The organism is Streptomyces sp. NPDC006384 (assembly GCF_042870695.1).
Taxonomy (GTDB): domain Bacteria; phylum Actinomycetota; class Actinomycetes; order Streptomycetales; family Streptomycetaceae; genus Streptomyces.
The window spans coordinates 1-24,679 of the sequence record NZ_JBIAHR010000004.1 but is presented as its reverse complement, the minus strand read 5'-3'; the positions used below and the strand labels follow the sequence as shown (position 1 = coordinate 24,679).

At 70.4% G+C, this 24,679-nt stretch carries 19 protein-coding genes and 1 pseudogene; 16 read left to right on the top strand and 4 right to left on the bottom strand.

Annotation, left to right across the window (positions count from 1 at the left end; translation table 11 throughout):
* Positions 1-258 precede the first annotated feature (258 nt).
* The gene (locus ACFYOJ_RS06110; RefSeq protein ID WP_356551941.1) at positions 259-1,260 is read left to right on the top strand and encodes a TerC family protein; all 1,002 of its coding nucleotides are present in this window, start codon (positions 259-261) and stop codon (positions 1,258-1,260) included.
* 285 nt (positions 1,261-1,545) lie between these two features.
* The gene (locus ACFYOJ_RS06105; RefSeq protein WP_356551939.1) at positions 1,546-2,649 is read left to right on the top strand and encodes an ionic transporter y4hA; all 1,104 of its coding nucleotides are present in this window, start codon (positions 1,546-1,548) and stop codon (positions 2,647-2,649) included.
* A gap of 25 nt (positions 2,650-2,674) precedes the next feature.
* Here the strand turns inward: ACFYOJ_RS06105 and ACFYOJ_RS06100 are convergent, their stop codons facing one another.
* Complete coding sequence (locus tag ACFYOJ_RS06100; protein WP_356551938.1) at positions 2,675-3,721, bottom strand: S66 peptidase family protein; 1,047 nt, start codon at positions 3,719-3,721, stop codon at positions 2,675-2,677.
* A gap of 101 nt (positions 3,722-3,822) precedes the next feature.
* On the opposite strand from ACFYOJ_RS06100, the gene aroQ reads away from it, so the two are divergent.
* Entirely contained in the window at positions 3,823-4,296 is a 474-nt protein-coding gene (gene aroQ / locus ACFYOJ_RS06095; RefSeq protein ID WP_356551936.1) for a type II 3-dehydroquinate dehydratase, read from the top strand.
* A gap of 67 nt (positions 4,297-4,363) precedes the next feature.
* On the opposite strand, the gene ACFYOJ_RS06090 is transcribed toward aroQ, so the two are convergent.
* Both ACFYOJ_RS06090 and ACFYOJ_RS06085 read right to left on the bottom strand, forming a co-directional pair.
* On the bottom strand, positions 4,364-5,020 hold the full coding sequence (locus ACFYOJ_RS06090; RefSeq protein ID WP_356551934.1) for an MBL fold metallo-hydrolase: 657 nt from the start codon (positions 5,018-5,020) through the stop codon (positions 4,364-4,366).
* A gap of 61 nt (positions 5,021-5,081) precedes the next feature.
* Positions 5,082-5,768 carry a maleylpyruvate isomerase family mycothiol-dependent enzyme gene (locus tag ACFYOJ_RS06085; protein WP_356551932.1) on the bottom strand — a complete coding sequence of 229 codons (687 nt, stop codon included), beginning with the start codon at positions 5,766-5,768 and terminating at the stop codon, positions 5,082-5,084.
* A gap of 223 nt (positions 5,769-5,991) precedes the next feature.
* On the opposite strand from ACFYOJ_RS06085, the gene uvrA reads away from it, so the two are divergent.
* Positions 5,992-9,006: an excinuclease ABC subunit UvrA gene (uvrA, locus tag ACFYOJ_RS06080; RefSeq protein ID WP_356551930.1), complete on the top strand. Its 3,015-nt coding sequence runs from the start codon at positions 5,992-5,994 to the stop codon at positions 9,004-9,006.
* A 124-nt stretch (positions 9,007-9,130) separates the two neighbouring features.
* Here uvrA and ACFYOJ_RS06075 read toward each other — a convergent pair whose 3' ends face one another.
* Positions 9,131-10,039 (bottom strand): carbohydrate kinase, encoded by a 909-nt coding sequence (locus ACFYOJ_RS06075; protein WP_356551929.1) that lies wholly within the window; start codon positions 10,037-10,039, stop codon positions 9,131-9,133.
* 436 nt (positions 10,040-10,475) lie between these two features.
* On the opposite strand from ACFYOJ_RS06075, the gene ACFYOJ_RS06070 reads away from it, so the two are divergent.
* From ACFYOJ_RS06070 to ACFYOJ_RS06015, 12 genes and pseudogenes are all read left to right on the top strand, one after another.
* On the top strand, positions 10,476-10,898 hold the full coding sequence (locus tag ACFYOJ_RS06070; protein ID WP_356551928.1) for a Rieske 2Fe-2S domain-containing protein: 423 nt from the start codon (positions 10,476-10,478) through the stop codon (positions 10,896-10,898).
* A gap of 172 nt (positions 10,899-11,070) precedes the next feature.
* Complete coding sequence (uvrC, locus tag ACFYOJ_RS06065; protein WP_356551927.1) at positions 11,071-13,128, top strand: excinuclease ABC subunit UvrC; 2,058 nt, start codon at positions 11,071-11,073, stop codon at positions 13,126-13,128.
* The gene (rapZ, locus tag ACFYOJ_RS06060) at positions 13,125-14,141 is read left to right on the top strand and encodes an RNase adapter RapZ (RefSeq protein ID WP_356551925.1); all 1,017 of its coding nucleotides are present in this window, start codon (positions 13,125-13,127) and stop codon (positions 14,139-14,141) included. The genes uvrC and rapZ overlap by 4 nt, the downstream gene beginning before the upstream one ends.
* Positions 14,138-15,229, top strand: coding sequence for a uridine diphosphate-N-acetylglucosamine-binding protein YvcK (gene yvcK, locus ACFYOJ_RS06055; RefSeq protein ID WP_356551924.1), 1,092 nt, complete (start codon positions 14,138-14,140; stop codon positions 15,227-15,229). The genes rapZ and yvcK overlap by 4 nt, the downstream gene beginning before the upstream one ends.
* On the top strand, positions 15,220-16,233 hold the full coding sequence (gene whiA, locus ACFYOJ_RS06050; RefSeq protein ID WP_356551922.1) for a DNA-binding protein WhiA: 1,014 nt from the start codon (positions 15,220-15,222) through the stop codon (positions 16,231-16,233). The genes yvcK and whiA overlap by 10 nt, the downstream gene beginning before the upstream one ends.
* A 234-nt stretch (positions 16,234-16,467) precedes the next feature.
* Entirely contained in the window at positions 16,468-19,422 is a 2,955-nt protein-coding gene (locus tag ACFYOJ_RS06045) for a M14 family zinc carboxypeptidase (RefSeq protein WP_356551920.1), read from the top strand.
* A 227-nt stretch (positions 19,423-19,649) separates the two neighbouring features.
* Positions 19,650-20,657 carry a type I glyceraldehyde-3-phosphate dehydrogenase gene (gap, locus tag ACFYOJ_RS06040; protein WP_356551918.1) on the top strand — a complete coding sequence of 336 codons (1,008 nt, stop codon included), beginning with the start codon at positions 19,650-19,652 and terminating at the stop codon, positions 20,655-20,657.
* 140 nt (positions 20,658-20,797) lie between these two features.
* On the top strand, positions 20,798-22,009 hold the full coding sequence (locus ACFYOJ_RS06035) for a phosphoglycerate kinase (RefSeq protein ID WP_356551916.1): 1,212 nt from the start codon (positions 20,798-20,800) through the stop codon (positions 22,007-22,009).
* A gap of 4 nt (positions 22,010-22,013) precedes the next feature.
* Positions 22,014-22,790, top strand: a complete 777-nt coding sequence (gene tpiA, locus ACFYOJ_RS06030; RefSeq protein WP_356551915.1) for a triose-phosphate isomerase — start codon at positions 22,014-22,016, stop codon at positions 22,788-22,790.
* Between the two features lie 145 nt (positions 22,791-22,935).
* On the top strand, positions 22,936-23,172 hold the full coding sequence (gene secG / locus ACFYOJ_RS06025) for a preprotein translocase subunit SecG (RefSeq protein ID WP_079160504.1): 237 nt from the start codon (positions 22,936-22,938) through the stop codon (positions 23,170-23,172).
* 204 nt (positions 23,173-23,376) lie between these two features.
* The gene (locus ACFYOJ_RS06020; RefSeq protein WP_003976875.1) at positions 23,377-23,712 is read left to right on the top strand and encodes an RNA polymerase-binding protein RbpA; all 336 of its coding nucleotides are present in this window, start codon (positions 23,377-23,379) and stop codon (positions 23,710-23,712) included.
* A 116-nt stretch (positions 23,713-23,828) separates the two neighbouring features.
* Positions 23,829-24,679, top strand: a pseudogene (locus ACFYOJ_RS06015) (glucose-6-phosphate isomerase); the annotation flags it as partial.

Genomic DNA, 24,679 nt, shown 5'->3' with positions numbered 1-24,679 from the left:
AAAGCCACGCTGAACTGGCCTTTTGTTACTTCCTTTACCTTGCCCTTTACCTTTCCTTGGTGATTGGGTACCGTCTTTCCCACGGAGGGGAGTACTCCCTGCCAGCTGCGGCGTACCCGTCAATACGGATCAGGCCAGATCCCGGGGCGTCGGCCCGTGGCGTCCGCGACGCGCTTCGTGCACCGGATGCCCGGGTGGAAGAGACCTCCGGCAGCGACGACGCTGACATCTGCCGTGTGACGTACTGCCGGAGGCATAGTGGAAGTGACCGGGGGCCTGTGGGTCCTGACCATCGTGGGCCTTGCCGTCCTCATCGGGGCCGATTTCTTCATCGGCCGCAAGCCGCACGACGTGTCGATCAAGGAAGCGGGCATCTGGACGGTCGTCTGGATCGCGCTGGCGGCTCTCTTCGGGCTCGGGCTGCTCGTCTTCGGCGGCGGCCAGCCCGCCGGTGAGTTCTTCGCGGGCTTCATCACCGAGAAGTCCCTGAGCGTCGACAACCTCTTCGTCTTCGTCCTGATCATGGCGAAGTTCGCGGTGCCCTCGCAGTACCAGCAGCGGGTGCTCCTCATCGGTGTCCTCATAGCCCTGGTCCTCAGGGCCGTCTTCATCGCCGCCGGCGCAGCGATCCTCGCCAGCTTCTCGTGGGTGTTCTACCTCTTCGGCGCCTTCCTGATCTGGACCGCCTGGAAGCTCATCCAGGAGGCCCGCGTCGACGAGGAGGACGAGGAGTTCGAGGAGAACAAGCTGCTCAAGGCCGCCGAACGCCGGTTCGGCGTCGCCGACCGGTACCACGGCACCAAGCTGTGGATCGAGGAGAACGGCAAGCGGATCATGACCCCGATGCTGGTCGTGATGCTCGCGATCGGCACCACCGACGTCCTGTTCGCGCTCGACTCCATCCCGGCGATCTTCGGCCTGACCCAGGACCCGTACATCGTGTTCACGGCCAACGCGTTCGCCCTGATGGGTCTGCGGCAGCTGTACTTCCTCATCGGCGGCCTGCTGAAGAAGCTGGTCCACCTGTCCTACGGCCTGTCGATCATCCTCGGCTTCATCGGCGTGAAGCTGGTGCTGCACGCCCTGCACGAGTCCGGGGTCCACGTCCCCGAGATCAGCATCCCGGTCTCGCTCGGCGTGATCTGCTCGGTCCTGATCGTCACCACGATCACCAGCCTCCGGGCCTCCCGGAAGCAGGCGGTGGCCGACGCGGCCGAAGGCCGGGACGAGCATCCCGCGAAGGACAACATCGACGCCTGACGATGACGTACGCAGGGGAACGGACACCGGGAGCGGAGGCGCACATCGCCGACCACCGCTCCCGGTGTCCGTTTGTACCGGACCGTCTGCGGCAGACCGTGCCGCCGTCCGAAGCCCACCGAATCCGACTCGTACAAGGAGGCCATGCGTGACCATGACGACCCCGAGGCGGTCAGGACCGGTACGGAGTTCGGGGGTGAGAACAACCGTCCCCACCACGGTCCGCCGTCGGCCGGCGGACTCCAGTGAGGTGCGACGCACCTCTGCGCCTGGGACGATTGCCGCATGATCGCTCTGTCCAGGCGACTCGCGGCACGGTGGACCGTCCTGGTGCCGCTGCTGGCGGTAGTCCTGCTGGCCCTGACCTGGGGACGCAGTCTGCCCGGCGGATTCGTCGCGGTGGTCACCCTGGTTCTCGCCGGAGCCGTACTGGCGGCTGTGCACCACGCCGAGGTGGTCGCCCACCGGGTCGGCGAACCCTTCGGCTCCCTGGTCCTCGCGGTCGCCGTCACCGTCATCGAGGTGGCGCTGATCGTCACCCTCATGCTCGACGGCGGGGACAACAGCGCTTCGCTCGCCAGGGACACCGTCTTCGCCGCTGTGATGATCACGGTCAACGGAATCCTCGGACTGAGCCTGCTGGTCGGCTCACTGCGGCACGGCACCGCCGTCTTCAACTCGGAGGGCACCGGAGCGGCCCTCGCCACGGTCGCGACACTGGCCACTCTCAGCCTTGTGCTGCCGACGTTCACGACGAGCAAGCCCGGCCCGGAGTTCTCCACCGTGCAGCTCTCCTTCGCGGCGGTCTCCTCGCTGATCCTCTACGGCCTGTTCGTCACGACCCAGACCGTCCGGCACCGCGACTACTTCCTGCCCGTCACCAAGCAGGACGGCGTGGCCGACGAGGAGGAACAGCACGCCGAGGCCCCGTCGAGGCGCACCGCCATGATCAGTCTCGGGCTGCTGGGACTCGCCCTGATCGGAGTGGTCGGCCTCGCCAAGGGGGTCTCGCCCACGATCGAGTCCGGAGTGGAGGCGGCCGATCTGCCCCACTCGGTCGTCGGCGTGATCATCGCGTTGCTGGTGCTCCTCCCCGAGACCATCGCCGCCGTGCGCGCCGCGCGCCGGAACCAGGTGCAGACGAGCATGAACCTCGCGCTCGGCTCGGCGATGGCCAGCATCGGTCTGACCATCCCGGCGGTCGCACTGGCCTCCGTCTGGCTCACCGGTCCGCTCGTCCTCGGCCTCGGCAGCACCCATATGGTGCTGCTCGCCCTGACCGTGGTGGTGAGCGCGCTGACGGTGGTGCCCGGCCGGGCCACACCGCTGCAGGGCGGGGTGCACCTGGTGCTGCTCGCGGCCTACCTGGAGCTCGCGGTCACCCCGTAGCGGACGCGCACAGCCCGTACGCGGATCAGTAGGTGACGGTGATGCGCCGGGAGGGCCCGTCGACCCGGACGGTCCCGCCGTACGGGACGACGAACTGCGGATCCGTGTGGCCGAAGTCCACGTCGAAGACGATCGTGGTGTCGGGAGCGTAGGCCCGCATCGCACGCCGCACCGCCTCACGCTGCTCCGCCGCGTAGCGGGCGGCCTCCTCGGGGCTGTTGGGCCGCTCGAAGGACCACGTCTTCGGCCGGCCCATCAGCAGCGCGGAGAAGGGGCGGAGCAGGCCGCGCTCGCCCATGTTGCGCAGGATCCGGAAGACCTCCTCGGCGCGCGGCATCTCCTCCGAGGTCTCCAGGAGCAGCACGCCCCCCTCGTACTCGGCCGGGTCGCGCGCGATCTCGCGGTCGGCCATCAGCAGCCAGGAGACGATCTCCAGGCAGCCGCCCCAGCTGCGCCCCTCGACCACCCGGTCGGCGTTGACCCAGGTCCAGCCCGACCCGGGCCGGGTCCGCGGTTCGCTCTCGAAGGTCGCGGGATCGGCCCAGTCCCGGTTCACGTCGTTCCAGCGCTCGGCCGGCCGCAGTTCGTACGGGCCGGACGTGAACAGCGCGGCCCGCAGGGAGTCCGCGGTCTGCGGGTGCATGGCGCCGGGACGGCCCAGCTCGCACATGACACCGGCGCCGTGGTAGGCGACGATCCCGGTGTTGCGCAGGTAGGCGAGCAGGTTCGTGTTGTCGCTCATCCCGAAGAACGGCTTCGGGTTCGCCCGCAGCAGCTCCCGGTCCAGGTAGGGCAGGACGGTGATCTGGTCGTCGCCGCCGATCGACGCGATCACGGCCTTGACGTCCGGGTCGGCGAAGGCGGCGTGGATGTCGTCGGCCCGTTCCCGCGGGGACGAGCCCATCTTCCGGGTGGCCGGGTACTCGACGGGTTCCAGCCCGTACTCCTCGCGCAGCCGCTCCAGGCCCAGCTCGTAGGGGCGCGGGAACAGTCCGGGCAGGCCCGCCCCGGGCGATATCACCGCGATGCGGTCTCCGGGCGAGGGCTTGGGCGGGTACATGATCGTCGTCATGCGGGCAGGGTAGAGCCGGACGGGTGACCGTCGCACCGTGATAGAACCGGACCCCGGCGCCGGTCACGTCCGGACCGCCGCCCGAACGGACCGGAGGAACCGTGCCCCGCACCCTGGCCAACGCCCCGATCATGATCCTCAACGGCCCCAACCTGAACCTGCTGGGCCGACGCCAGCCCGAGATCTACGGCTCCGAGACCCTCGCCGACATCGAGGCCCGGTGCGCGAAGGCCGCGGCGGCACACGGCGGCACGGTGGACTTCCGCCAGTCCAACCACGAGGGCGAACTGGTCGACTGGATCCACGAGGCCCGCCTGAACCACTGCGGGATCGTCATCAACCCGGCCGCGTACTCGCACACGTCCGTCGCCATCCTGGACGCGCTCAACACCTGTGACGGGCTGCCGGTGGTGGAGGTCCACATCTCCAACATCCACCAGCGCGAGCCGTTCCGGCACCACTCCTACGTCTCGCAGCGCGCCGACGGTGTGATCGCGGGGTGCGGTGCGCAGGGGTACGTGTTCGGAGTGGAGCGGATCGCGGCACTGGCCGGGACGGGGCAGGCCGCCACCTGACGGGTACCGGGCGGCGCACCGTCCGCGCACGGCACCACATGCGCCACCGCGCGCGGACCGGGGCGGATCACCACCCGCGCGCGTGCCACTCCGGCAGATGCGGACGTTCCGCGCCCAGCGTGGTGTCGTCGCCGTGCCCCGGGTAGACCCACGTCTCGTCGGGGAGAACGTCGAAGATCTTGGTCTCGACGTCGTGGATCAGGCTCGCGAACGCCTCCGGATCCTTGAAGGTGTTGCCCACGCCCCCGGGGAAGAGGCAGTCCCCCGTGAACACGTGGGGGTGCCCGTGCGGGTCGTCGTAGACGAGGACGATGGAACCCGGCGTGTGCCCGACCAGATGGCGTGCGGTGAGTTCCACCTGGCCCACCCGGATCGTGTCGCCGTCGGCCACCGGCACATCGGTGGGCACGGGGATGCCCTCGGCGTCGTGACGGCCCGCGTAGGTGCGGGCGCCGGTGGCCGCGACGATCTCGGCGAGCGCCTGCCAGTGGTCGCCGTGCCGGTGGGTGGTGACGACGGAGGCGATACCGCTGTCACCGATCGTGCCGAGCAGTGCGTGCGCGTCGGCGGCGGCGTCGATCAGCAACTGCTCGTCGGTGGCCCGGCAGCGCAGCAGATAGGCGTTGTTGTTCATCGGACCGACCGCGACCTTGGTGATCATCAGGTCCTTGAGCTCGTGCACGTCGGCGGGGCCGCCGACCCTCACCTGTCCGCTGTAGGTCATACCGGCCAGCCTAGCGCCGGGAGGCGGTCCGTAACCGCCCCCGCGGCCGTCCCGCCCCGGGCTACAACGGCGGCAGCGCGGGCAGCGGGCCGCCGTCCACGGTCAGCGCGGAGCCGTCGCGCCGGCCGGCGAGCCAGCCGAGGAGATCGGCGGGGGGCCCGGTGACGCTCACCCCGGAACCGTCCTCCTCGCGGCCCGTGCGCCACGTGCGCGTGCCGTCCGTCAGGCGGGTGGGGGGCACGTCCGGGTGGCCGGTGAACCGGGCGGCGAGGAAGGCGGTCTCCCGCTCGGTGAACTCCTCCGGCAGGTTCTCCAGCTCGTATCCGATCCCCAGGTCCACGTGGTGCAGTTCCACCTCGGCCCACCGCCGGAAGGGCACCCGGGAGGCCGAGTCGGTGACCCCGCCCCGCAGCGTCACCGTGCGCGACCAGTCCGCGGGCACGGCACCCGCCTTCCGGAAACGGCCGGCGCTCTCCCGCACGTCCGCGATCTGTACGTCCAGAGGGCGCGGGGCGTCCCGTTCGATGTCGGCTTCGCGGACCTCGGCGGAGACGTACATGGGGCGGCCCTCGAGAACGTTCACGAGGGCGTCCGCGTTGCGGGCGAGGTGGGCGAGGACATGGCCGCGGGTCCAGCCGGGGAGCCGTGACCGGTCCGTCACGGCCGCGTTGTCCAGTTCGGCGAGCGCACTCAGCAGCCGCTCGGTGGCGTCCTGTACAGACGCCAGGTCACGTACGTGATCCATCATGCGGCCGACCTTAGACCGCACAACTCCTTCGGGTGAAGGAGGCGGAAGCCGCCCGTAAATCGAATGCACGTGCTATATGGTCGGTCGTGGCGTCGGGCATGCTGGGAAGCCGGGGTTTGTTGACAACCGGTGAATCCGACCGGCGTTGTCAGTGGCTCCCCCTAGTCTGAGAAGGACGGGGGCCCCGCCCCTGTCACTTCTCTCAAGAAAGGTGCGGACCGGCGTGGCCGACCGTCTCATCGTCCGTGGCGCGCGCGAGCACAACCTGAAGAACGTCTCGCTCGACCTGCCTCGTGACTCGCTCATCGTCTTCACGGGCCTGTCCGGGTCGGGCAAGTCCTCCCTGGCCTTCGACACGATCTTCGCCGAGGGGCAGCGGCGCTACGTGGAGTCGCTCTCCTCCTACGCCCGGCAGTTCCTCGGCCAGATGGACAAGCCGGACGTCGACTTCATCGAGGGTCTCTCCCCGGCGGTCTCCATCGACCAGAAGTCGACCTCGCGCAACCCGCGCTCCACGGTCGGCACCATCACCGAGGTCTACGACTACCTCCGTCTGCTCTTCGCGCGCATCGGCAAGCCGCACTGTCCCGAGTGCGGCCGGCCCATCTCGCGCCAGTCACCGCAGGCCATCGTCGACAAGGTCCTGGAGCTTCCCGAGGGCAGCCGCTTCCAGGTGCTCTCCCCGTTGGTGCGCGAGCGCAAGGGCGAGTTCGTCGACCTCTTCGCCGACCTCCAGACCAAGGGTTACTCCCGCGCGCGCGTGGACGGCGAGACCGTCCAGCTCTCCCAGCCGCCCACGCTGAAGAAGCAGGAGAAGCACACCATCGAGGTGGTCGTAGACCGTCTCACGGTGAAGGACTCCGCCAAGCGTCGGCTCACCGACTCCGTGGAGACCGCGCTCGGGCTGTCAGGCGGCATGGTCGTGCTCGACTTCGTCGACCTCCCCGAGGACGACCCCGAGCGCGAGCGCATGTACTCGGAGCACCTGTACTGCCCGTACGACGACCTGTCCTTCGAGGAGCTGGAGCCCCGCTCCTTCTCCTTCAACTCGCCCTTCGGCGCCTGCCCCGACTGCTCCGGCATCGGCACGCGCATGGAGGTCGACCCGGAGCTGATCGTCCCCGACCCGGACAAGTCCCTGGACGAAGGCGCCATCCATCCCTGGTCGCACGGGCACACCAAGGACTACTTCGCCCGCCTGATCGGTGCCCTCGCCGACGCCCTGGGCTTCCGTACGGACATCCCGTTCGCCGGGCTGCCCCTGCGTGCCCGCAAGGCCCTGCTGAACGGCCACAAGACGCAGGTCGAGGTCCGCTACCGCAACCGGTACGGGCGCGAGCGCCGCTACACCACGGCCTTCGAGGGCGCCGTCCCCTTCGTCAAGCGCCGCCACAGCGAGGCCGAGAGCGACGCCAGCCGCGAGCGCTTCGAGGGCTACATGCGCGAGGTGCCCTGCCCCACCTGCGAGGGCACGCGTCTCAAGCCCCTCGTCCTCGCGGTCACCGTCATGGGCAAGTCGATCGCCGAGGTCTCGGCGATGTCCATCAGCGACTGCGCCGACTTCCTGGGCGAGCTGAAGCTCAGCGCCCGCGACAAGAAGATCGCCGAGCGCGTGCTGAAGGAGGTCAACGAGCGGCTGCGCTTCCTGGTCGACGTCGGCCTGGACTACCTCTCGCTGAACCGCGCGGCCGGTACGCTCTCCGGCGGCGAGGCCCAGCGCATCCGCCTGGCCACCCAGATCGGCTCCGGACTCGTCGGTGTGCTGTACGTCCTCGACGAGCCGTCCATCGGCCTGCACCAGCGCGACAACCACCGGCTGATCGAGACTCTCGTGCGGCTCCGCGACATGGGCAACACGCTCATCGTCGTCGAACACGACGAGGACACCATCAAGGTCGCCGACTGGATCGTCGACATCGGCCCCGGGGCCGGTGAGCACGGCGGCAAGGTGGTGCACAGCGGTTCCGTCAAGGAGCTGCTCGAGAACACCGAGTCGCAGACCGGCCTGTACCTGTCGGGCAGGAAGGCCATCCCCCTGCCCGAGACGCGGCGCCCGCGGGACCCGTCCCGGCAGCTCACCGTGCACGGCGCCCGCGAGAACAACCTGCGGGACATCGACGTCTCCTTCCCGCTGGGCGTCTTCACCGCGGTGACCGGCGTCTCCGGCTCCGGCAAGTCGACGCTGGTCAACGACATCCTCTACACCCACCTCGCGCGGGAACTGAACGGCGCCCGCAACGTCCCCGGGCGGCACACGCGCGTGGACGGCGACGACCTCGTCGACAAGGTCGTCCACGTCGACCAGTCGCCCATCGGCCGCACCCCGCGGTCCAACCCGGCGACGTACACCGGTGTCTTCGACCACATCCGCAAACTGTTCGCCGAGACGACGGAGGCGAAGGTCCGCGGCTACATGCCCGGCCGCTTCTCCTTCAACGTCAAGGGCGGCCGCTGCGAGAACTGCGCGGGCGACGGCACGATCAAGATCGAGATGAACTTCCTCCCGGACGTCTACGTCCCGTGCGAGGTCTGCCACGGAGCCCGGTACAACCGGGAGACCCTGGAGGTCCACTACAAGGGCAAGTCCATCGCCGACGTCCTGAACATGCCCATCGAGGAGGCGACCGACTTCTTCGAGGCGGTTCCCGCGATCGCCCGCCACATGAAGACACTCAAGGACGTCGGCCTCGGCTACGTCCGGCTCGGCCAGTCCGCGACCACCCTGTCCGGTGGTGAGGCCCAGCGAGTGAAGCTCGCCAGCGAGCTGCAGCGTCGCTCCACCGGCCGCACGGTCTACGTCCTGGACGAGCCCACCACCGGTCTGCACTTCGAGGACATCAGCAAGCTGCTCACCGTCCTGTCCGGCCTGGTCGACAAGGGCAACACGGTCATCGTCATCGAGCACAACCTCGACGTGATCAAGACCGCCGACTGGGTCGTCGACATGGGCCCCGAGGGCGGCGCCGGCGGTGGCCTGGTGGTCGCCGAGGGCACTCCGGAACAGGTCGCCGCGGTACCGGCCAGCCATACCGGCAAGTTCCTGCGGGACATCCTGGGGGCCGACCGCATCAGCGACGCGGCCCCGGTGAAGGCTCCCCGCAAGGCGGCGGCCAAGAAGACGGCCGGGAAGACGGCGGCGGCCAGGAGCACCGCCCGGAAGACCGTCACGGCGACGGTCAAGAAGACCGGGACCATCAAGCCGGCCGCGAAGAAGGCGACGCCCTCCGGCGAGGCCTGACGGACACCCCGGCACCCACGCGGTGCCGGCACACGGACGCGCCGGGGCACACAAGCCCCGGCGCCCCGCGAGCCGTGCGCCCGGCGGGCTGAACCGCACGGTGCCTGCCGCGGTGCCGTGGCCGTCAGCCGCGCAGTTCGTGCGCGTACGGCGGTTCCGCGCCCGCGCGCGAACAGGTGACCGCCGCCGCGCGCGCCGCGAAGCCGAGCAGGTCCGTCCAGCCCTCGTCGCCCAGCGCGGCCGTCCCCGCCTCGCCGAGCGCGTCCCGTACCGCGAGTCCGTGCAGCAGTGCCGCGTTCACCGTGTCGCCCGCGCCGATGGTGTCCACCACCTCGACCCGCTCGCCCGGCACCGCGTACTCGCCTCCGTCGCGGGTGAACGCCGTCAGCCCCTCGCCGCCCCGGGTGATCACGACCGCCACCGGACCGGCGTCCAGCCACTCCCGGGGATCGCCGCCGAGCCACTCCGCGTCCTCCGCCGACAGCTTCAGCAGCGACACGGACGGCAACCAGCTCTTGAACCGGGCCCGGTAGGCGTCCGGATCCGTGATCAGCCCGGGCCGGATGTTCGGATCGAGCGCCGTGAACACGCCCCGCGCGGCCGTTTTCCGCAGCAGTTCCTCGTACGCGCTCGCGCCCGGCTCCAGCACCAGCGAGCAGGTGCCGAAGGACACCGCCCGGGTGCCGGACGGCAACGAGAAAGGCGCCGTGAACAGCCGGTCGGCGGTGCCCTCCACGTAGAAGGAGTACGCGGCCGATCCGTCCGCACCGACCGTGGCGACGGCCAGCGTCGTCGGCTCGGGCCCGCGCTGCACCGGCGAGACGTCCACGCCGGTCTCGCGCAGCCGGTCCAGCAGCGCCTCGCCGAAGGCGTCGTACGACACCCGGGAGCAGAAGGCGGTGGGGGAGCCGAGACGGCCCAGTGCCACGGCCGTGTTGTAGGGGCCGCCGCCGAGGGCGGGACGCAGCGCGGCGAGGGCACCCGTGCCCTGCGGTACCAGGTCGATCAGTGCCTCACCGGCGACGACGATCACGGGAGGGTCCTTTCGTGAGTATGCCCGTATTGCCCGGATTGCTCGAAACGGCCGCACGACGTGCGGTGGACGAAGGCGCAGGGCAGCCGCACGGTCCCGGCCGGCCCGGCTCGGCCGCTCCGGCAGCAGCCGGACCACCCGGACGCCGAGATCCCTGTCGGGCTGTGCGACGGCGGTCAGGCGCGGGGAGAACAGGTCGGCCCACACAGTGCGCGGAAGATCCGTCACGTCCCTGTTCTCCCGTGCCGCCGTACCTCTGCACCGCGCGGTCTGTGCCGCCTGGGACCGTAACCCATTCCGCCGAACGGGCGTAAACGCTTGCGCAAGCGCTTACACCGACGCGGCCGGAGGCACCCCGTTGCGGCTCCCCGGCCGCACCGCCGCCCGGCGGCGCCGGATATCGTCGCCCTGCACATCCCCGACCCGTGGAGAGCTCATGCCCGGCCGTCCCGTCCCGAGCCGTCGAACCGTCCTGCGCTCGGCGGCCCTCACGCCCGTAGCCGGACTGGGTCTGGCCGCCTGCTCACCGGGCGACGACGGTGCGGCCCCGAAGCCGACCGGCCCCGTCGAACTCGGCGCGGACGGCGAGGTGGCCAAGGGCGCCACCAGGCTCTACCGGGACCAGAACGTGGTGGTGAGCAGGGCCGAGGACGGCTCGCTGAAGGCCTACAGCACCATCTGCACCCACGCGGGGTGCCCCATGAAGAAGCTGGAGGGGACCAAGCTGGTGTGCCCGTGTCACGGCAGCGAGTTCGACGCGCGCACCGGCGAGGTGCTGCACGCCCCGGCGAGCACGCCGCTCACGGAACTGCGGGCCGAGGTGAAGCAGGGCCGGATCGTCGCCACCCCTGAGACCTGATCCACCCCTCCCGGCCATCCTCCGGTCCATCCTCCCGGCCCGGGGAACCCGTACGACAGCCCCGGAGAGCGCCGCGGTGGCCCACGAGGTTCCCTCCCGTCGTCCACAGGGCCCCGGCTCCGTCGTCCACAGGCCCGCCGGACTGTCGGTCCCCGCCAGTAGGGTGTGAGTCATGGCCGACCCCTCCAGCTATCGCCCCAGGCCGGGAGAGATCCCGGACTCCCCGGGGGTGTACAGGTTTCGTGACGAGCACCGCAGGGTGATCTACGTCGGAAAGGCGAAGAGCCTGCGCCAGCGCCTGGCGAACTACTTCCAGGACCTGGCGAACCTCCACCCCCGCACCCGCTCCATGGTCACCACGGCCGCGTCCGTGGAGTGGACGGTGGTGTCCACGGAGGTCGAGGCGCTGCAGCTGGAGTACTCCTGGATCAAGGAGTACGACCCCCGTTTCAACGTCAAGTACCGCGACGACAAGAGCTACCCGTACCTCGCGGTGACGATGAACGAGGAGTTCCCGCGCGTGCAGGTGATGCGCGGCCACAAGAAGAAGGGCGTGCGCTACTTCGGGCCCTACGGGCACGCGTGGGCGATCCGCGACACGGTCGACCTCCTGCTGCGCGTCTTCCCCGTCCGCACCTGCTCGGCCGGTGTCTTCAAGAACGCCGCCCGCACCGGCCGCCCCTGCCTGCTCGGCTACATCGGCAAGTGCTCCGCGCCCTGCGTCGGCCGGATCTCCCCCGACGACCACCGGGACCTGGCCGACGAGTTCTGCGACTTCATGGCCGGTCGCACGGGGGCCTATCTGCGCCGGCTGGAGAAGCAGATGACCGAGGCCGCCGAGGACATGGAGTACGAGCGGGCGGCCCGGCTGCGCGACGACATCGGCGCCCTGAAGAAGGCCATGGAGAAGAGCGCGGTCGTGCTCGCCGACGCCACCGACGCCGACCTGATCGCGGTCGCCGAGGACGAGCTGGAGGCGGCCGTCCAGATCTTCCACGTGCGCGGCGGACGCGTGCGCGGCCAGCGCGGCTGGGTCACCGACAAGGTGGAGGACATCACCACCGGCGCCCTCGTCGAGCATGCCCTCCAGCAGCTGTACGGCGAGGAGAAGGGCGACGCCGTCCCCAAGGAGGTCCTGGTCCCGGCGCTGCCCGACCCGGTCGAGCCCGTGCAGCAGTGGCTCACCGGCCGCCGCGGCTCGGGAGTGTCGCTGCGCGTCCCGCAGCGCGGCGACAAGAAGGCGCTGATGGAGACCGTGCAGCGCAACGCCCAGCAGGCGCTCGTGCTGCACAGGACCAAGCGCGCCTCCGACCTGACCACGCGCTCGCGTGCACTGGAAGAGATCGCCGAAGCCCTCGGCCTGGACAGCGCCCCGCTGCGGATCGAGTGCTACGACATCTCTCACCTGCAGGGCGACGACGTGGTGGCCTCCATGGTCGTCTTCGAGGACGGACTGGCCCGGAAGAGCGAATACCGCCGCTTCCAGATCAAGGGGTTCAGCGGTCAGGACGACGTCCGTTCCATGCACGAGGTCATCACCCGCCGCTTCCGGCGTTATCTCGCCGAGAAGGAGCGGACCGGCGAGTGGGCGGACGGCGAAGACCCCTCGGAGGGGGAGCCACTCAAGGACGAGGACGGCCGTCCCAGGCGGTTCGCCTACCCGCCCCAGCTCGTCGTCGTCGACGGCGGTCAGCCGCAGGTCGCGGCGGCCCAGCGGGCCCTGGACGAGCTCGGCATCGACGACATCGCCGTGTGCGGCCTCGCCAAGCGGCTGGAGGAGGTCTGGCTGCCCGGAGAGGACGACCCGGTGATCCTTCCCCGCACCAGCGAGGGCCTGTACCTGCTCCAGCGGGTCCGCGACGAGGCCCACCGCTTCGCCATCACCTACCAGCGCGCCAAACGCGCCAAGCGCTTCCGGTCGAGCCCCCTGGACGACGTGCCGGGCCTGGGGGAGACCCGCAAACAGGCGCTGATCAAACACTTCGGTTCGGTGAAGAAGCTCCGCTCGGCGACGATCGACCAGATCTGCGAGGTACCCGGCATAGGCCGCAAGACGGCCGAGACGGTCGCCGTGGCCCTCGCCCGGACGGCCCCGGCCGCGCCCGCCGTGAACACGGCGACCGGAGAGATCATGGAAGACGACGACGGGGCACCCGGGACGACGACGGACACCCCGGGGGAGCCCGTGCCCGCGGGCACCCCGGACGAACGACGGGGGCAGGAGAGATGACCGAGCGCGACACACAGCCCGCAACGCGACGAGAACAGACCCACGCCACGGCCGACGGGGAAACGGACCCGAGCACGGCCCGGCCCGACGGACGCCAGGACAACGGAGCACACGTGAGTACGGGCAAGGAAACAGCCAAGGCGCACGAGGCGGCCATCCCCGAGCTGGTGATCATCTCCGGCATGTCCGGGGCCGGCCGCTCGACGGCCGCCAAATGCCTGGAGGACCTGGGCTGGTTCGTCGTCGACAACCTGCCGCCCGCGCTGATCCCCACCATGGTGGAGCTCGGCGCCCGGTCGCAGGGCAACGTGGCCCGCATCGCGGTCGTCGTCGACGTCCGCGGCCGGCGCTTCTTCGACAATCTGCGCGAGTCCCTCGCCGACCTCGACGCCCGCGGCGTCACCCGGCGGGTCGTCTTCCTGGAGTCCTCCGAAGATGCTCTGGTGCGTCGCTTCGAGTCGGTGCGCCGCCCGCACCCCCTGCAGGGCGACGGCCGCATCGTCGACGGCATCGCCGCCGAGCGGGAACTGCTGCGCGAGCTGCGCGGCGACGCCGACCTGGTGATCGACACCTCCAGCCTCAACGTGCACGAGCTGCGCGCCAAGATGGACGCCCAGTTCGCCGGCGAGGAGGAGCCCGAGCTGCGGGCCACCGTCATGTCCTTCGGCTTCAAGTACGGCCTCCCGGTCGACGCCGACCTGGTCGTGGACATGCGCTTCCTGCCCAACCCGCACTGGGTCCCGGAGCTGCGCCCCTTCACCGGCCTGAGCGAGGAGGTCTCCTCCTACGTCCTCAACCAGCCGGGGGCCAAGGAGTTCCTCGACCGCTACACCGAGCTGCTGCAGCTGATCGCCTCGGGCTACCGTCGTGAGGGCAAGCGCTATGTGACCGTCGCCGTCGGCTGCACCGGCGGCAAGCACCGGTCCGTGGCCATGTCGGAGAAGCTCGCCGCACGGCTCGCCGCCGAGGGCGTGGAGACGGTGGTCGTCCACCGGGACATGGGACGGGAATGACACGACGTACTCCGCGGCTGAGCAGGCTGCGCCGGGTGGTGCCCGACGGACCTGGCGGCAGATCCGCCGAAGCCCGCGCCACCCGGTCCGAACAGGCGCGCGGCGGCAGACCGCGCCGCCGGGGCACCCAGCCCAAGGTCGTCGCCCTCGGCGGCGGCAGGGGCCTGTCCGCCTCGCTCGCCGCACTGCGCAGGATCACCGGTGACCTCACCGCCGTCGTCACCGTGGCCGACGACGGCGGCTCCAGCGGGCGGCTCCGCGACGAGCTGGGCGTCCTGCCGCCCGGCGACCTGCGCAAAGCACTGGCCGCGCTGTGCGGCGACGACGACTGGGGCCAGACCTGGGCCCGTGTCATCCAGCACCGTTTCCAGTCGCAGGGCGACCTGCACGACCATGCGGTCGGCAACCTCCTGATCGTCGCCCTGTGGGAGCAGCTCGGCGACCATGTCCAGGCCCTCGACCTGGTCGGCAAGCTGCTCGGCGCGCACGGGCGCGTGCTGCCCATGTCCGCCGTCCCGCTGGAACTCCAGGCCCTGGTCAGAGGTCACGACCCGGACCGGCCGGACGAGGTGGGCATCGTGCGGGGGCAGGCCACCGTGGCCCTGACCCCCGGCGAGGTGCAGTCCGTGCACCTGGTGCCCAACGACCCGCCCGCCGTCCCAGAGGTGATCGAGGCGGTCCTGGACGCGGACTGGGTGGTGCTCGGCCCCGGCTCCTGGTTCTCCTCGGTCATCCCGCACCTGCTCGTACCGGACCTGCTGGACGCGCTCACCCGGACCAAGGCGCGCCGGGTGCTCTCCTTGAACCTCGCCCCGCAGCCCGGAGAAACCGCCGGCTTCTCCCCGCAGCGTCATTTGGAGGTTTTGGGACGACACGCCCCTAAACTCGCCCTGGACGTGGTGCTGGCCGACGAGGCCGCCGTGCCCGACCGTGACTCGCTCACCGACGCCGCGAAACGGTTCGGCGCCGCGGTCGAACTGGCTCCGGTAGCCCGGGCCGACGGGACCTCGAGGCACGACCCGGAGCTGCTGGCCGCCGCGTACGACCGTATTTTTCGGATGCATGGAAGGATCGGCCCATGGCGATGACGGCAGCGGTGAAGGACGAGATCTCCCGGCTCCCCGTCACCCGGACCTGCTGCAGAAAGGCGGAGGTCTCCGCCCTTCTGCGGTTCGCCGGCGGCCTCCACCTGGTGAGCGGGCGGATCGTGATCGAGGCGGAGCTGGACACCGCGAACGCGGCCCGCCGGCTCAAGCGGGACATCCTGGAGATCTTCGGGCACAGCTCGGAGCTGATCGTGATGGCGCCGGGCGGGCTGCGCCGCGGCTCGCGCTACGTCGTCCGGGTGGTCGCGGGCGGTGACCAGCTGGCCCGGCAGACCGGCCTGGTGGACGGCCGGGGCCGGCCGATCCGCGGTCTGCCGCCGCAGGTGGTCTCGGGAGCCACCTGTGACGCCGAGGCCGCCTGGCGCGGGGCCTTCCTGGCGCACGGCTCGCTCACCGAGCCCGGCCGCTCCTCCTCTCTGGAGGTGACCTGCCCGGGCCCCGAGGCCGCGCTCGCGCTGGTCGGCGCCGCCCGCCGGCTGTCGATCGCCGCCAAGGCCCGCGAGGTGCGCGGCGTGGACCGGGTCGTCGTCCGCGACGGTGACGCGATCGGCGCCCTGCTCACCCGGCTCGGTGCCCACGACTCGGTGCTGGCCTGGGAGGAGCGGCGGATGCGCCGCGAGGTGCGGGCCACCGCCAACCGCCTCGCCAACTTCGACGACGCCAACCTCCGCCGCTCGGCCCGCGCGGCCGTCGCCGCCGGCGCCCGGGTGCAGCGTGCCCTGGAGATCCTCGCCGACGACGTGCCCGAGCACCTCGCCGCCGCGGGCCGGCTGCGCATGGAGCACAAGCAGGCATCCCTGGAGGAGCTGGGCGCGCTCGCCGACCCGCCGCTGACCAAGGACGCCGTCGCCGGCCGTATCCGCCGCCTGCTGGCCATGGCCGACAAACGCGCCGCGGACCTCGGCATCCCGGGCACGGAGGCCAACCTCGGCGAGGAGCTCGCCGACAACCTGACCGACAACATGGCCGACAACCTGGTCGGCTGACCGACCCCGGACGCCGCACCACCGGTGGCCGGTGACCGCCCCCGCCCGACCCGCTGCGCGCCCCGTCCGCTTTTCGCCGACGAGCCGGTGCCGACGCCCACTTGGGTGACCGGCACCGGCTTCGGCGTGTCCCTCCCGCGCTCTTGACTCGATCATGAGGTGTCATGAGCCTGGCATCTGTTCGCTGCTGTGGCGGACCCATGCCTGTCGGACAGGCTTCAGCTAGGGGGGTTCATGAGACGAAGAGCGAGATCGATCCTCGCCGTCGGCGCGCTCCTGATCGGCGGAGCGGGCTTCGCACCCGTCGCCCAGGCGGATCCCGCGGACCCGGGGACCCCGGACGCGGACGAAGTGAAGGTCTTCCGCGCCGACGTCACCCAGGAGCAGGTGCCCCTGCTGCTGGCCGCCGGACAGGACGGCCACGAACTCGGCGAGCAGGTCCCCGACAAGGGGACGGCCACCGTGGAGGTCTACCTCACCGACCGGCAGGCGAAGACGCTGGAGAAGAAGGGCGTCGACCTCACCGAGCACACCCTCTCCGCCCGGGCCGCGAAACGCGTCGAGGCCGAGGCCGACGGCGTCTTCCGCCCGTACAGCGGCAGCGGCGGCCTGAAGGAGGAGATCCTCCGCACCGCACAGCAGAATCCGGACCTCACCAAGGTCGTCTCCATCGGCAGGACGATCAGGGGCCAGGACATCCTGGCGCTCAAGCTCACCAAGAACGCCAAGAAGGCCAAGGACGGCTCCAAGCCCGCCGTCCTCTACCTGTCCAACCAGCACGCACGGGAGTGGATCACCCCGGAGATGACCCGGCGGCTGATGCACCACTACCTGGACAACTACGGCAAGGACCGGCGGATCCGGAAGCTGGTCGACACCACCGAGCTGTGGTTCGTCCTGTCGGCCAACCCCGACGGCTACGACTACACCTTCCAGGACCCCGCCAACCGCCTGTGGCGCAAGAACCTGCGCGACGTCAACGGCGACGGCGCCATCAGCACCGGTGACGGCGTCGACCTCAACCGGAACTTCGCCTACAAGTGGGGCTACGACGACGAGGGTTCGTCCCCCAACCCCACCAGCCAGACCTACCGCGGCGCGAGTCCGGGCTCCGAACCCGAGACCAAGGCCCTGGACGCCTTCCAGAAACGCATCGGCTTCACCTTCGGCATCAACTACCACTCCGCCGCCGAACTCCTCCTCTACGGCGTCGGCTGGCAGGTCGCCACGAACACCCCCGACGACGTCCTCTACGAGGCGCTCGCCGGCACGCCCGGCAACTCCGCGATCCCCGGCTACCACCCGCAGGTCTCCTCGGAGCTGTACACCACCAACGGCGAGGCGGACGGCCACGCGGCCAACGTCAACGGCATGGCGATGTTCACCCCGGAGATGTCCACCTGCCAGACCATCTCCGACCAGTACCCCGACGACGAGTGGAACGCGAGCGACTGCCAGTCCGGCTTCAACTTCCCCGACGACGAGAAGCTGATCCAGGAGGAGTTCGAGAAGAACATCCCCTTCGCGCTCTCCGTCGCCGAGTCCGCCGCCCACCCCGACCGGCCGTCCTCCGCGGTCGGCCTGGAGGCCGCCGACTTCACCCCGGCCCCCTTCACCACGTCCTACTCGCGCGGCGCCGGCCAGGAGGTCTCCGTCGTCGCCCGCAAGTCGGTGCGCGACAAGGAGCTGAAGTACCGCGTCAACGGCGGACGCGTCCACGACACGGACCTGAAGCCCTGGCGCGGCGGTGAGCGGTACGGCGGCGAGGACAACCTCTACTTCGACGAGTACCGGGCCGAGGTCGAGGACGGCGACCCGGGCGACAAGGTCGAGGTCTGGTTCACCGGCCGGACCGCGCAGGGGAAGCGGACCGAGAGCGAGCACTTCACGTACACGGTCGCCGAACGGCCCCGCGCGGACGTCCTCGTCGTCGCCGAGGAGGGCGCGAAGGCCACGCAGGCGCAGACGTACGTGGACGCGCTCAGGGCCAACGGCAAGCGGGCGGCCGTCTGGGACGTCGCCACCCAGGGCGTGCCCGACGCGCTCGGTGTCCTCGGCCACTTCGGCACCGTCGTCCACTACACCGGTGCCACGGCCCCGGGCAACGCCACCCAGCTCCAGCTGCGCGCCTACCTCAACGAGGGCGGCAAGCTGATCGAGGCCGGCGAGGAGGCGGGCGGCAGCGTCGACCTCGGCGGCGGCAACCCGTCCGACGACTTCAGCCAGTACTACCTGGGCGCCTACACCCGTACGCCGACCACCGGCGCCACCGCGTTCACCGGGTCCGGAAGGCTCGGCGGAACCGGCGGCACGCTCGGCGCCGCCCCCGGCAACCCGCTGGACGCCGCCGGCACCTACAGCGTCACCTCGGACGAGCTGCCCGCCGCCACCCACCCGCAGTTCGCGAGCGCGGGCGCCGGGAAGTTCGCCGGCACGGTGAACCCGTACGGGCCCTACGCGGGCGACTGGATGGCCGCCGCCGTCCACACCGACGACGCCTACAAACGCCTCACCCGCACCATCGACCTCACCGGCGTCACCGCCGCCGACCGGCCCACCCTGCGCACCCAGCTGCTGTGGGACACCGAGCGCGGCTACGACCACGCCCTGGTCGAGGCCCACACCACCGGCGCCGACGACTGGACCACGCTCCCCGAGGCCGGCGGCGCGACCGGCACCGCCGTGCCCGCCGAGTGCGGGGCCGGCTTCTACATGAACGAGCACCCCTGGCTGCGGCACTACCTGACCCTGTCCGACGACGGCTGCACCGCGACCGGCACGACCGGACGCTGGAACAGCCTCACCGGGGTGTCCGGAGGCTGGCGGCAGGTGGAGTTCGACCTGAGCGCCTACGCCGGGAAGTCCGTCGAGGTGTCGATCGCCTACGTCACCGACCCCGGCACCGGCGGCCGCGGCGTCCTCGCCGACGAGGCGTCCCTGGTCACCGGCGGCACGGCGGCCGGCACCGAGGGCTTCGAGACGTCCCTGGGCGCCTGGCGGGTCACCGGACCGCCCCCGGGCAGCCCGGCCGTCCTGAAGAACTGGACCCGCACCGGCACCCTGTTCCAGACCTACGGCGCGGTCACCACGGACGACACCGTGCTGCTGGGCTTCGGACTGGAGCACCTGACCGAGCCGGCCGCCCGCGCGGCGCTGGTCCGGCAGGCGCTGCGTGCCCTGGACGAGTGAAATCCGGGACGCCGGGGACCCGCACCGGGTAGCGCAATCGGGTGATCGGTCCCCGTGACCGCGGGCGGTCCGTACCCCTACTGACGGGTACGGGCCGCCCTGCCGGTTATGGGGCGTCTCGATGTCACCTCCGACGCCCCGGAGAGGTAGGGTCGGAGGTGGTCGGGGACATCCCAAATACAGCTCGCCGGCACAACGGGCCGGCGTACCAACGAGGAGATCGGTTCGTGACGATCCGCGTAGGCATCAACGGCTTTGGCCGCATCGGTCGTAACTACTTCCGCGCGCTGCTGGAGCAGGGTGCAGACATCGAGATCGTGGCTGTCAACGACCTGGGTGACACCGCGACCACCGCTCATCTGCTGAAGTACGACACCATCCTCGGGCGCCTCCCCTACGAGGTCTCGCACACCGAGGACACCATCACCGTCGGCGACAGGACCATCAAGGTCCTCGCCGAGCGCAACCCGGCCGACATCCCCTGGGGCGAGCTGGGCGTCGACATCGTCATCGAGTCGACCGGCATCTTCACGAAGAAGGCCGACGCCGAGAAGCACATCGCGGGCGGCGCGAAGAAGGTCCTCATCTCGGCCCCGGCCAAGGACGAGGACGTCACCATCGTCATGGGCGTCAACCAGGACGCGTACGACCCGGCGAACCACCACGTCATCTCCAACGCCTCCTGCACCACCAACTGCGTGGCGCCGATGGCGAAGGTCCTCGACGAGAACTTCGGCATCGTCAAGGGCCTGATGACGACGGTGCACGCGTACACCAACGACCAGCGCATCCTGGACTTCCCGCACAAGGACCTGCGCCGCGCCCGCGCCGCCGCGGAGAACATCATCCCGACCACCACGGGCGCCGCCAAGGCCACCGCGCTGGTCCTCCCGCAGCTCAAGGGCAAGCTGGACGGCATGGCCATGCGCGTCCCGGTCCCCACCGGCTCGGTCACCGACCTCGTCCTCGAGCTCTCCCGCGAGGTCACCAAGGAAGAGGTCAACGCCGCCTTCCAGAAGGCCGCGGAGGGCGAGCTGAAGGGCATCCTCGAGTACACCGAGGACCCGATCGTCTCCTCGGACATCGTCAACGCCCCGGCGTCCTGCACCTTCGACTCCTCCCTGACCATGGTCCAGGAGGGCAAGAACGTGAAGGTCATCGGCTGGTACGACAACGAGTGGGGCTACTCCAACCGTCTCGTCGACCTCACGGTCTTCGTCGGCAACCAGCTCTGACCGAAGCGGACCGAGCAGGACTCTATGCGTGAGCAGGGCTCGGACGGCGCAGCGTCGCGCCGTCCGGGCCCTGCGTCGCGTCCGCAGCGACCAGCCCTCGTAGGATCACGAGCGAGCACGAGATTCCAGGAGCCCTCTGCATGAAGACGATCGACGAACTCCTCACCGAAGGCGTGGCCGGCAAGCGCGTTTTCGTCCGCGCCGACCTCAACGTGCCGCTGGACGGCACCACCATCACCGACGACGGTCGCATCCGTGCCGTGCTGCCCACCGTCAAGGCCCTGGCCGACGCGGGCGCCCGCGTGATCGTCGCCTCGCACCTGGGCCGCCCCAAGGGCGCCCCGGACCCGGCCTTCTCCCTCGCCCCGGCCGCCGCACGCCTCGGCGAACTGCTGGGCGCCGACGTCGCGTTCGCCGAGGACACGGTCGGCCCGTCCGCCGAGTCCACCGTGACCGGCCTCGCCGACGGCCGGGTGGCCGTCATCGAGAACCTGCGCTTCAACGCCGGCGAGACCAGCAAGGACGACGCCGAGCGCGCCGCCTTCGCCGACAGGCTGGCCGGCCTCGCGGACGTCTACGTCGGCGACGGCTTCGGCGCCGTGCACCGCAAGCACGCCTCGGTCTACGACCTGCCCAAGCGCCTGCCGCACTACGCCGGCCACCTCATCGCCACCGAGGTCGGCGTCCTGAAGAAGCTCACCGACGACGTGCAGCGCCCCTACGTCGTCGCCCTCGGCGGCGCCAAGGTCTCCGACAAGCTCGCCGTCATCGACCAGCTGCTCGGCAAGGCCGACCGGCTCCTCATCGGCGGCGGCATGGCGTACACCTTCCTCAAGGCCAAGGGCCACGAGGTCGGCATCTCGCTGCTCCAGGAGGACCAGATCCCGGTCGTCAAGGAGTACATGGAGCGCGCCGAGAAGAACGGCGTCGAGCTGGTCCTGCCCGTCGACGTCCTGGTCTCGTCCGAGTTCCCGGACCTGAAGACCAAGGCCCCGGCCAGCCCCGCCACCGTCGCCGCGGACGCCATCCCGGCCGACCAGGAGGGTCTGGACATCGGTCCCGAGACCCGCAAGCTGTACGCCTCGAAGCTCGCCGACGCCGCCACCGTCTTCTGGAACGGCCCCATGGGCGTCTTCGAGCACCCCGACTACGCCGAGGGCACCAAGGCGGTCGCCCAGGCCCTCGTCGACGCCCCGGGCTTCACCGTGGTCGGCGGCGGCGACTCCGCCGCGGCCGTCCGCACGCTCGGCTTCGACGAAAAGGCATTCGGCCACATCTCGACCGGCGGCGGCGCCTCCCTCGAATACCTCGAGGGCAAGACGCTCCCCGGCCTCGCCGCACTGGAGGACTGACCCGATGACCACCCGCACGCCGCTGATGGCGGGCAACTGGAAGATGAACCTCAACCACCTCGAGGCCATCGCCCATGTCCAGAAGCTCGCCTTCGCCCTCGCGGACAAGGACTACGAGGCCGTCGAGGTCGCCGTCCTCGCGCCCTTCACCGACCTGCGCTCCGTGCAGACCCTGGTCGAGGGGGACCAGCTCAAGATCAAGTACGGTGCCCAGGACATCTCCGCGCACGACGGCGGCGCCTACACCGGCGAGATCTCCGGCTCGATGCTGGCCAAGCTGAAGTGCTCCTACGTCGCGATCGGCCACTCCGAGCGCCGGCAGTACCACGCCGAGACCGACGAGATCGTGAACGCCAAGGTCAAGGCCGCCTACAAGCACGGCCTGACCCCGATCCTGTGCGTCGGCGAGGAGCTCGAGGTCCGCGAGGCCGGCAACCACGTCGCCCACACCCTCGCCCAGGTCGAGGGCGGCCTGAAGGACCTCCCGGCCGAGCAGGCCGAGACGATCGTGATCGCCTACGAGCCCGTGTGGGCCATCGGCACCGGCAAGGTCTGCGGCGCCGAGGACGCCCAGGAGGTCTGCGCGGCCGTCCGCGGCAAGCTCGCCGAGCTGTACTCGCAGGAGCTGGCCGACAAGGTCCGCATCCAGTACGGCGGCTCCGTCAAGTCCGGCAACGTCGCCGAGATCATGGCGCAGCCCGACATCGACGGCGCGCTGGTCGGCGGTGCCTCGCTGGACACCGACGAGTTCGTCAAGATCGTCCGCTTCCGCGACCAGTAGATCAGCGGACCGGCTCACCGGCAGACCTGCGGATCGGCCGGTGAGTATGCCGTAGCGGCGATACGTCGTACCCTTGCGGGGGCATGGTGGCCTGCTGTCACCGTGCCCCCGTCGTTCATCCGAATCCGAGGAAGTTGGTCCAGCCGTGGTTTTGGGGTTCTCGATCGCCCTGATCGTCTTCAGCCTGCTGCTGATGCTGCTGGTGCTGATGCACAAGGGCAAGGGCGGCGGTCTCTCCGACATGTTCGGTGGCGGCATGCAGTCGTCCGTCGGCGGCTCCTCGGTCGCCGAGCGCAACCTCGACCGGATCACCGTGGTGGTCGGTCTGCTGTGGTTCGCGTGCATCATGGTGCTCGGCCTGCTGATGAAGGCCAACAACTGACCCCGCCGGTACGCATACGCAAGGCCCCATGTACGGTACGCGCCCCGTGGCGCGGCCTATCATGGGGCCTGCGTCTGTGCGGGAGCAGAGGAAGCGGTAACTCCCCTCACTGGACGCGCGTTGGGCCTTACGTAGACTGAGGCGCTCGCAGCGAAGCGGAACGCCGACTCGCTTTGCGGCACCATCACGCAGGGAGTTACGACCGTGGCAAGTGGCAACGCGATCCGGGGAAGCCGGGTCGGAGCGGGGCCGATGGGCGAGGCCGAGCGCGGCGAGTCCGCGCCGCGTCTGCGCATCTCCTTCTGGTGCTCCAACGGACACGAGACACAGCCGAGCTTCGCGAGCGACGCCCAGGTCCCCGAGACCTGGGACTGCCCGCGCTGCGGCTTCCCCGCCGGGCAGGACCGGGACAATCCGCCGGACCCGCCGCGAACCGAGCCCTACAAGACGCACCTGGCGTATGTACGCGAGCGCCGCAGCGACGCGGACGGCGAGGCGATCCTCGCCGAGGCGCTCGCCAAACTCCGGGGCGAGATCTAGCCCGGCGGCCGCCCTCGGCCGCCGTCCGTCTTCTCCGGTCTTCTTCTTCGCTGATCAACTAGGTTGGAAACAGCCGTGACAGCTGGGACACCCAAGGAAGAAGGCTGAAGTCCGACATGAACGCAGACGGCCGTATCAGGCTCGACCGGACGCCCGAGTGGACCGCGCTGGCCGAGCATCGCGAGCAGCTCGGCGAGATGCGCCTGCGCGACCTGTTCGACGCGGATCCCGGGCGCGGCGCCGGGTACGCCCTGCGGGTGGGCGACCTGTACGTCGACTACTCCAAGCATCTGGTGACCGATGAGACGCTGCGGCTGTTGCGTGAACTGGCCGTGGCCACCGATGTGTTCGGGCTGCGGGACGCCATGTTCCGCGGGGAGCGCATCAATCTCACCGAGGACCGCGCCGTGCTGCACACCGCGCTGCGCGCCCCCAGGGACGCGGTGATCGAGGTCGACGGCGAGAACGTCGTCCCCAAGGTCCACGCGGTCCTGGACCGGATGGCCCGCTTCGCGGACCGGGTCCGCTCGGGCGAGTGGACCGGCCACACCGGCAGGCGCATCCGCAACGTGGTCAACATCGGCATCGGCGGCTCCGACCTGGGTCCGGCGATGGCGTACGAGGCGCTGCGCGCCTTCACCGACCGCGATCTGACGCTCCGTTTCGTCTCCAACGTGGACGGCGCCGACCTGCACGAGGCGGTCCGCGACCTGGACCCGGCCGAGACGCTGTTCATCGTGGCGTCCAAGACGTTCACCACGATCGAGACGATCACCAACGCCACCTCGGCACGCTCCTGGCTGCTGGCCGGGCTGGGAGGGGACGAGAAGGCGGTCGCCAGGCACTTCGTGGCGCTGTCGACCAACGCCCAGAAGGTCGCGGACTTCGGCATCGACACGGCCAACATGTTCGAGTTCTGGGACTGGGTCGGCGGACGCTACTCCTACGACTCGGCGATCGGCCTGTC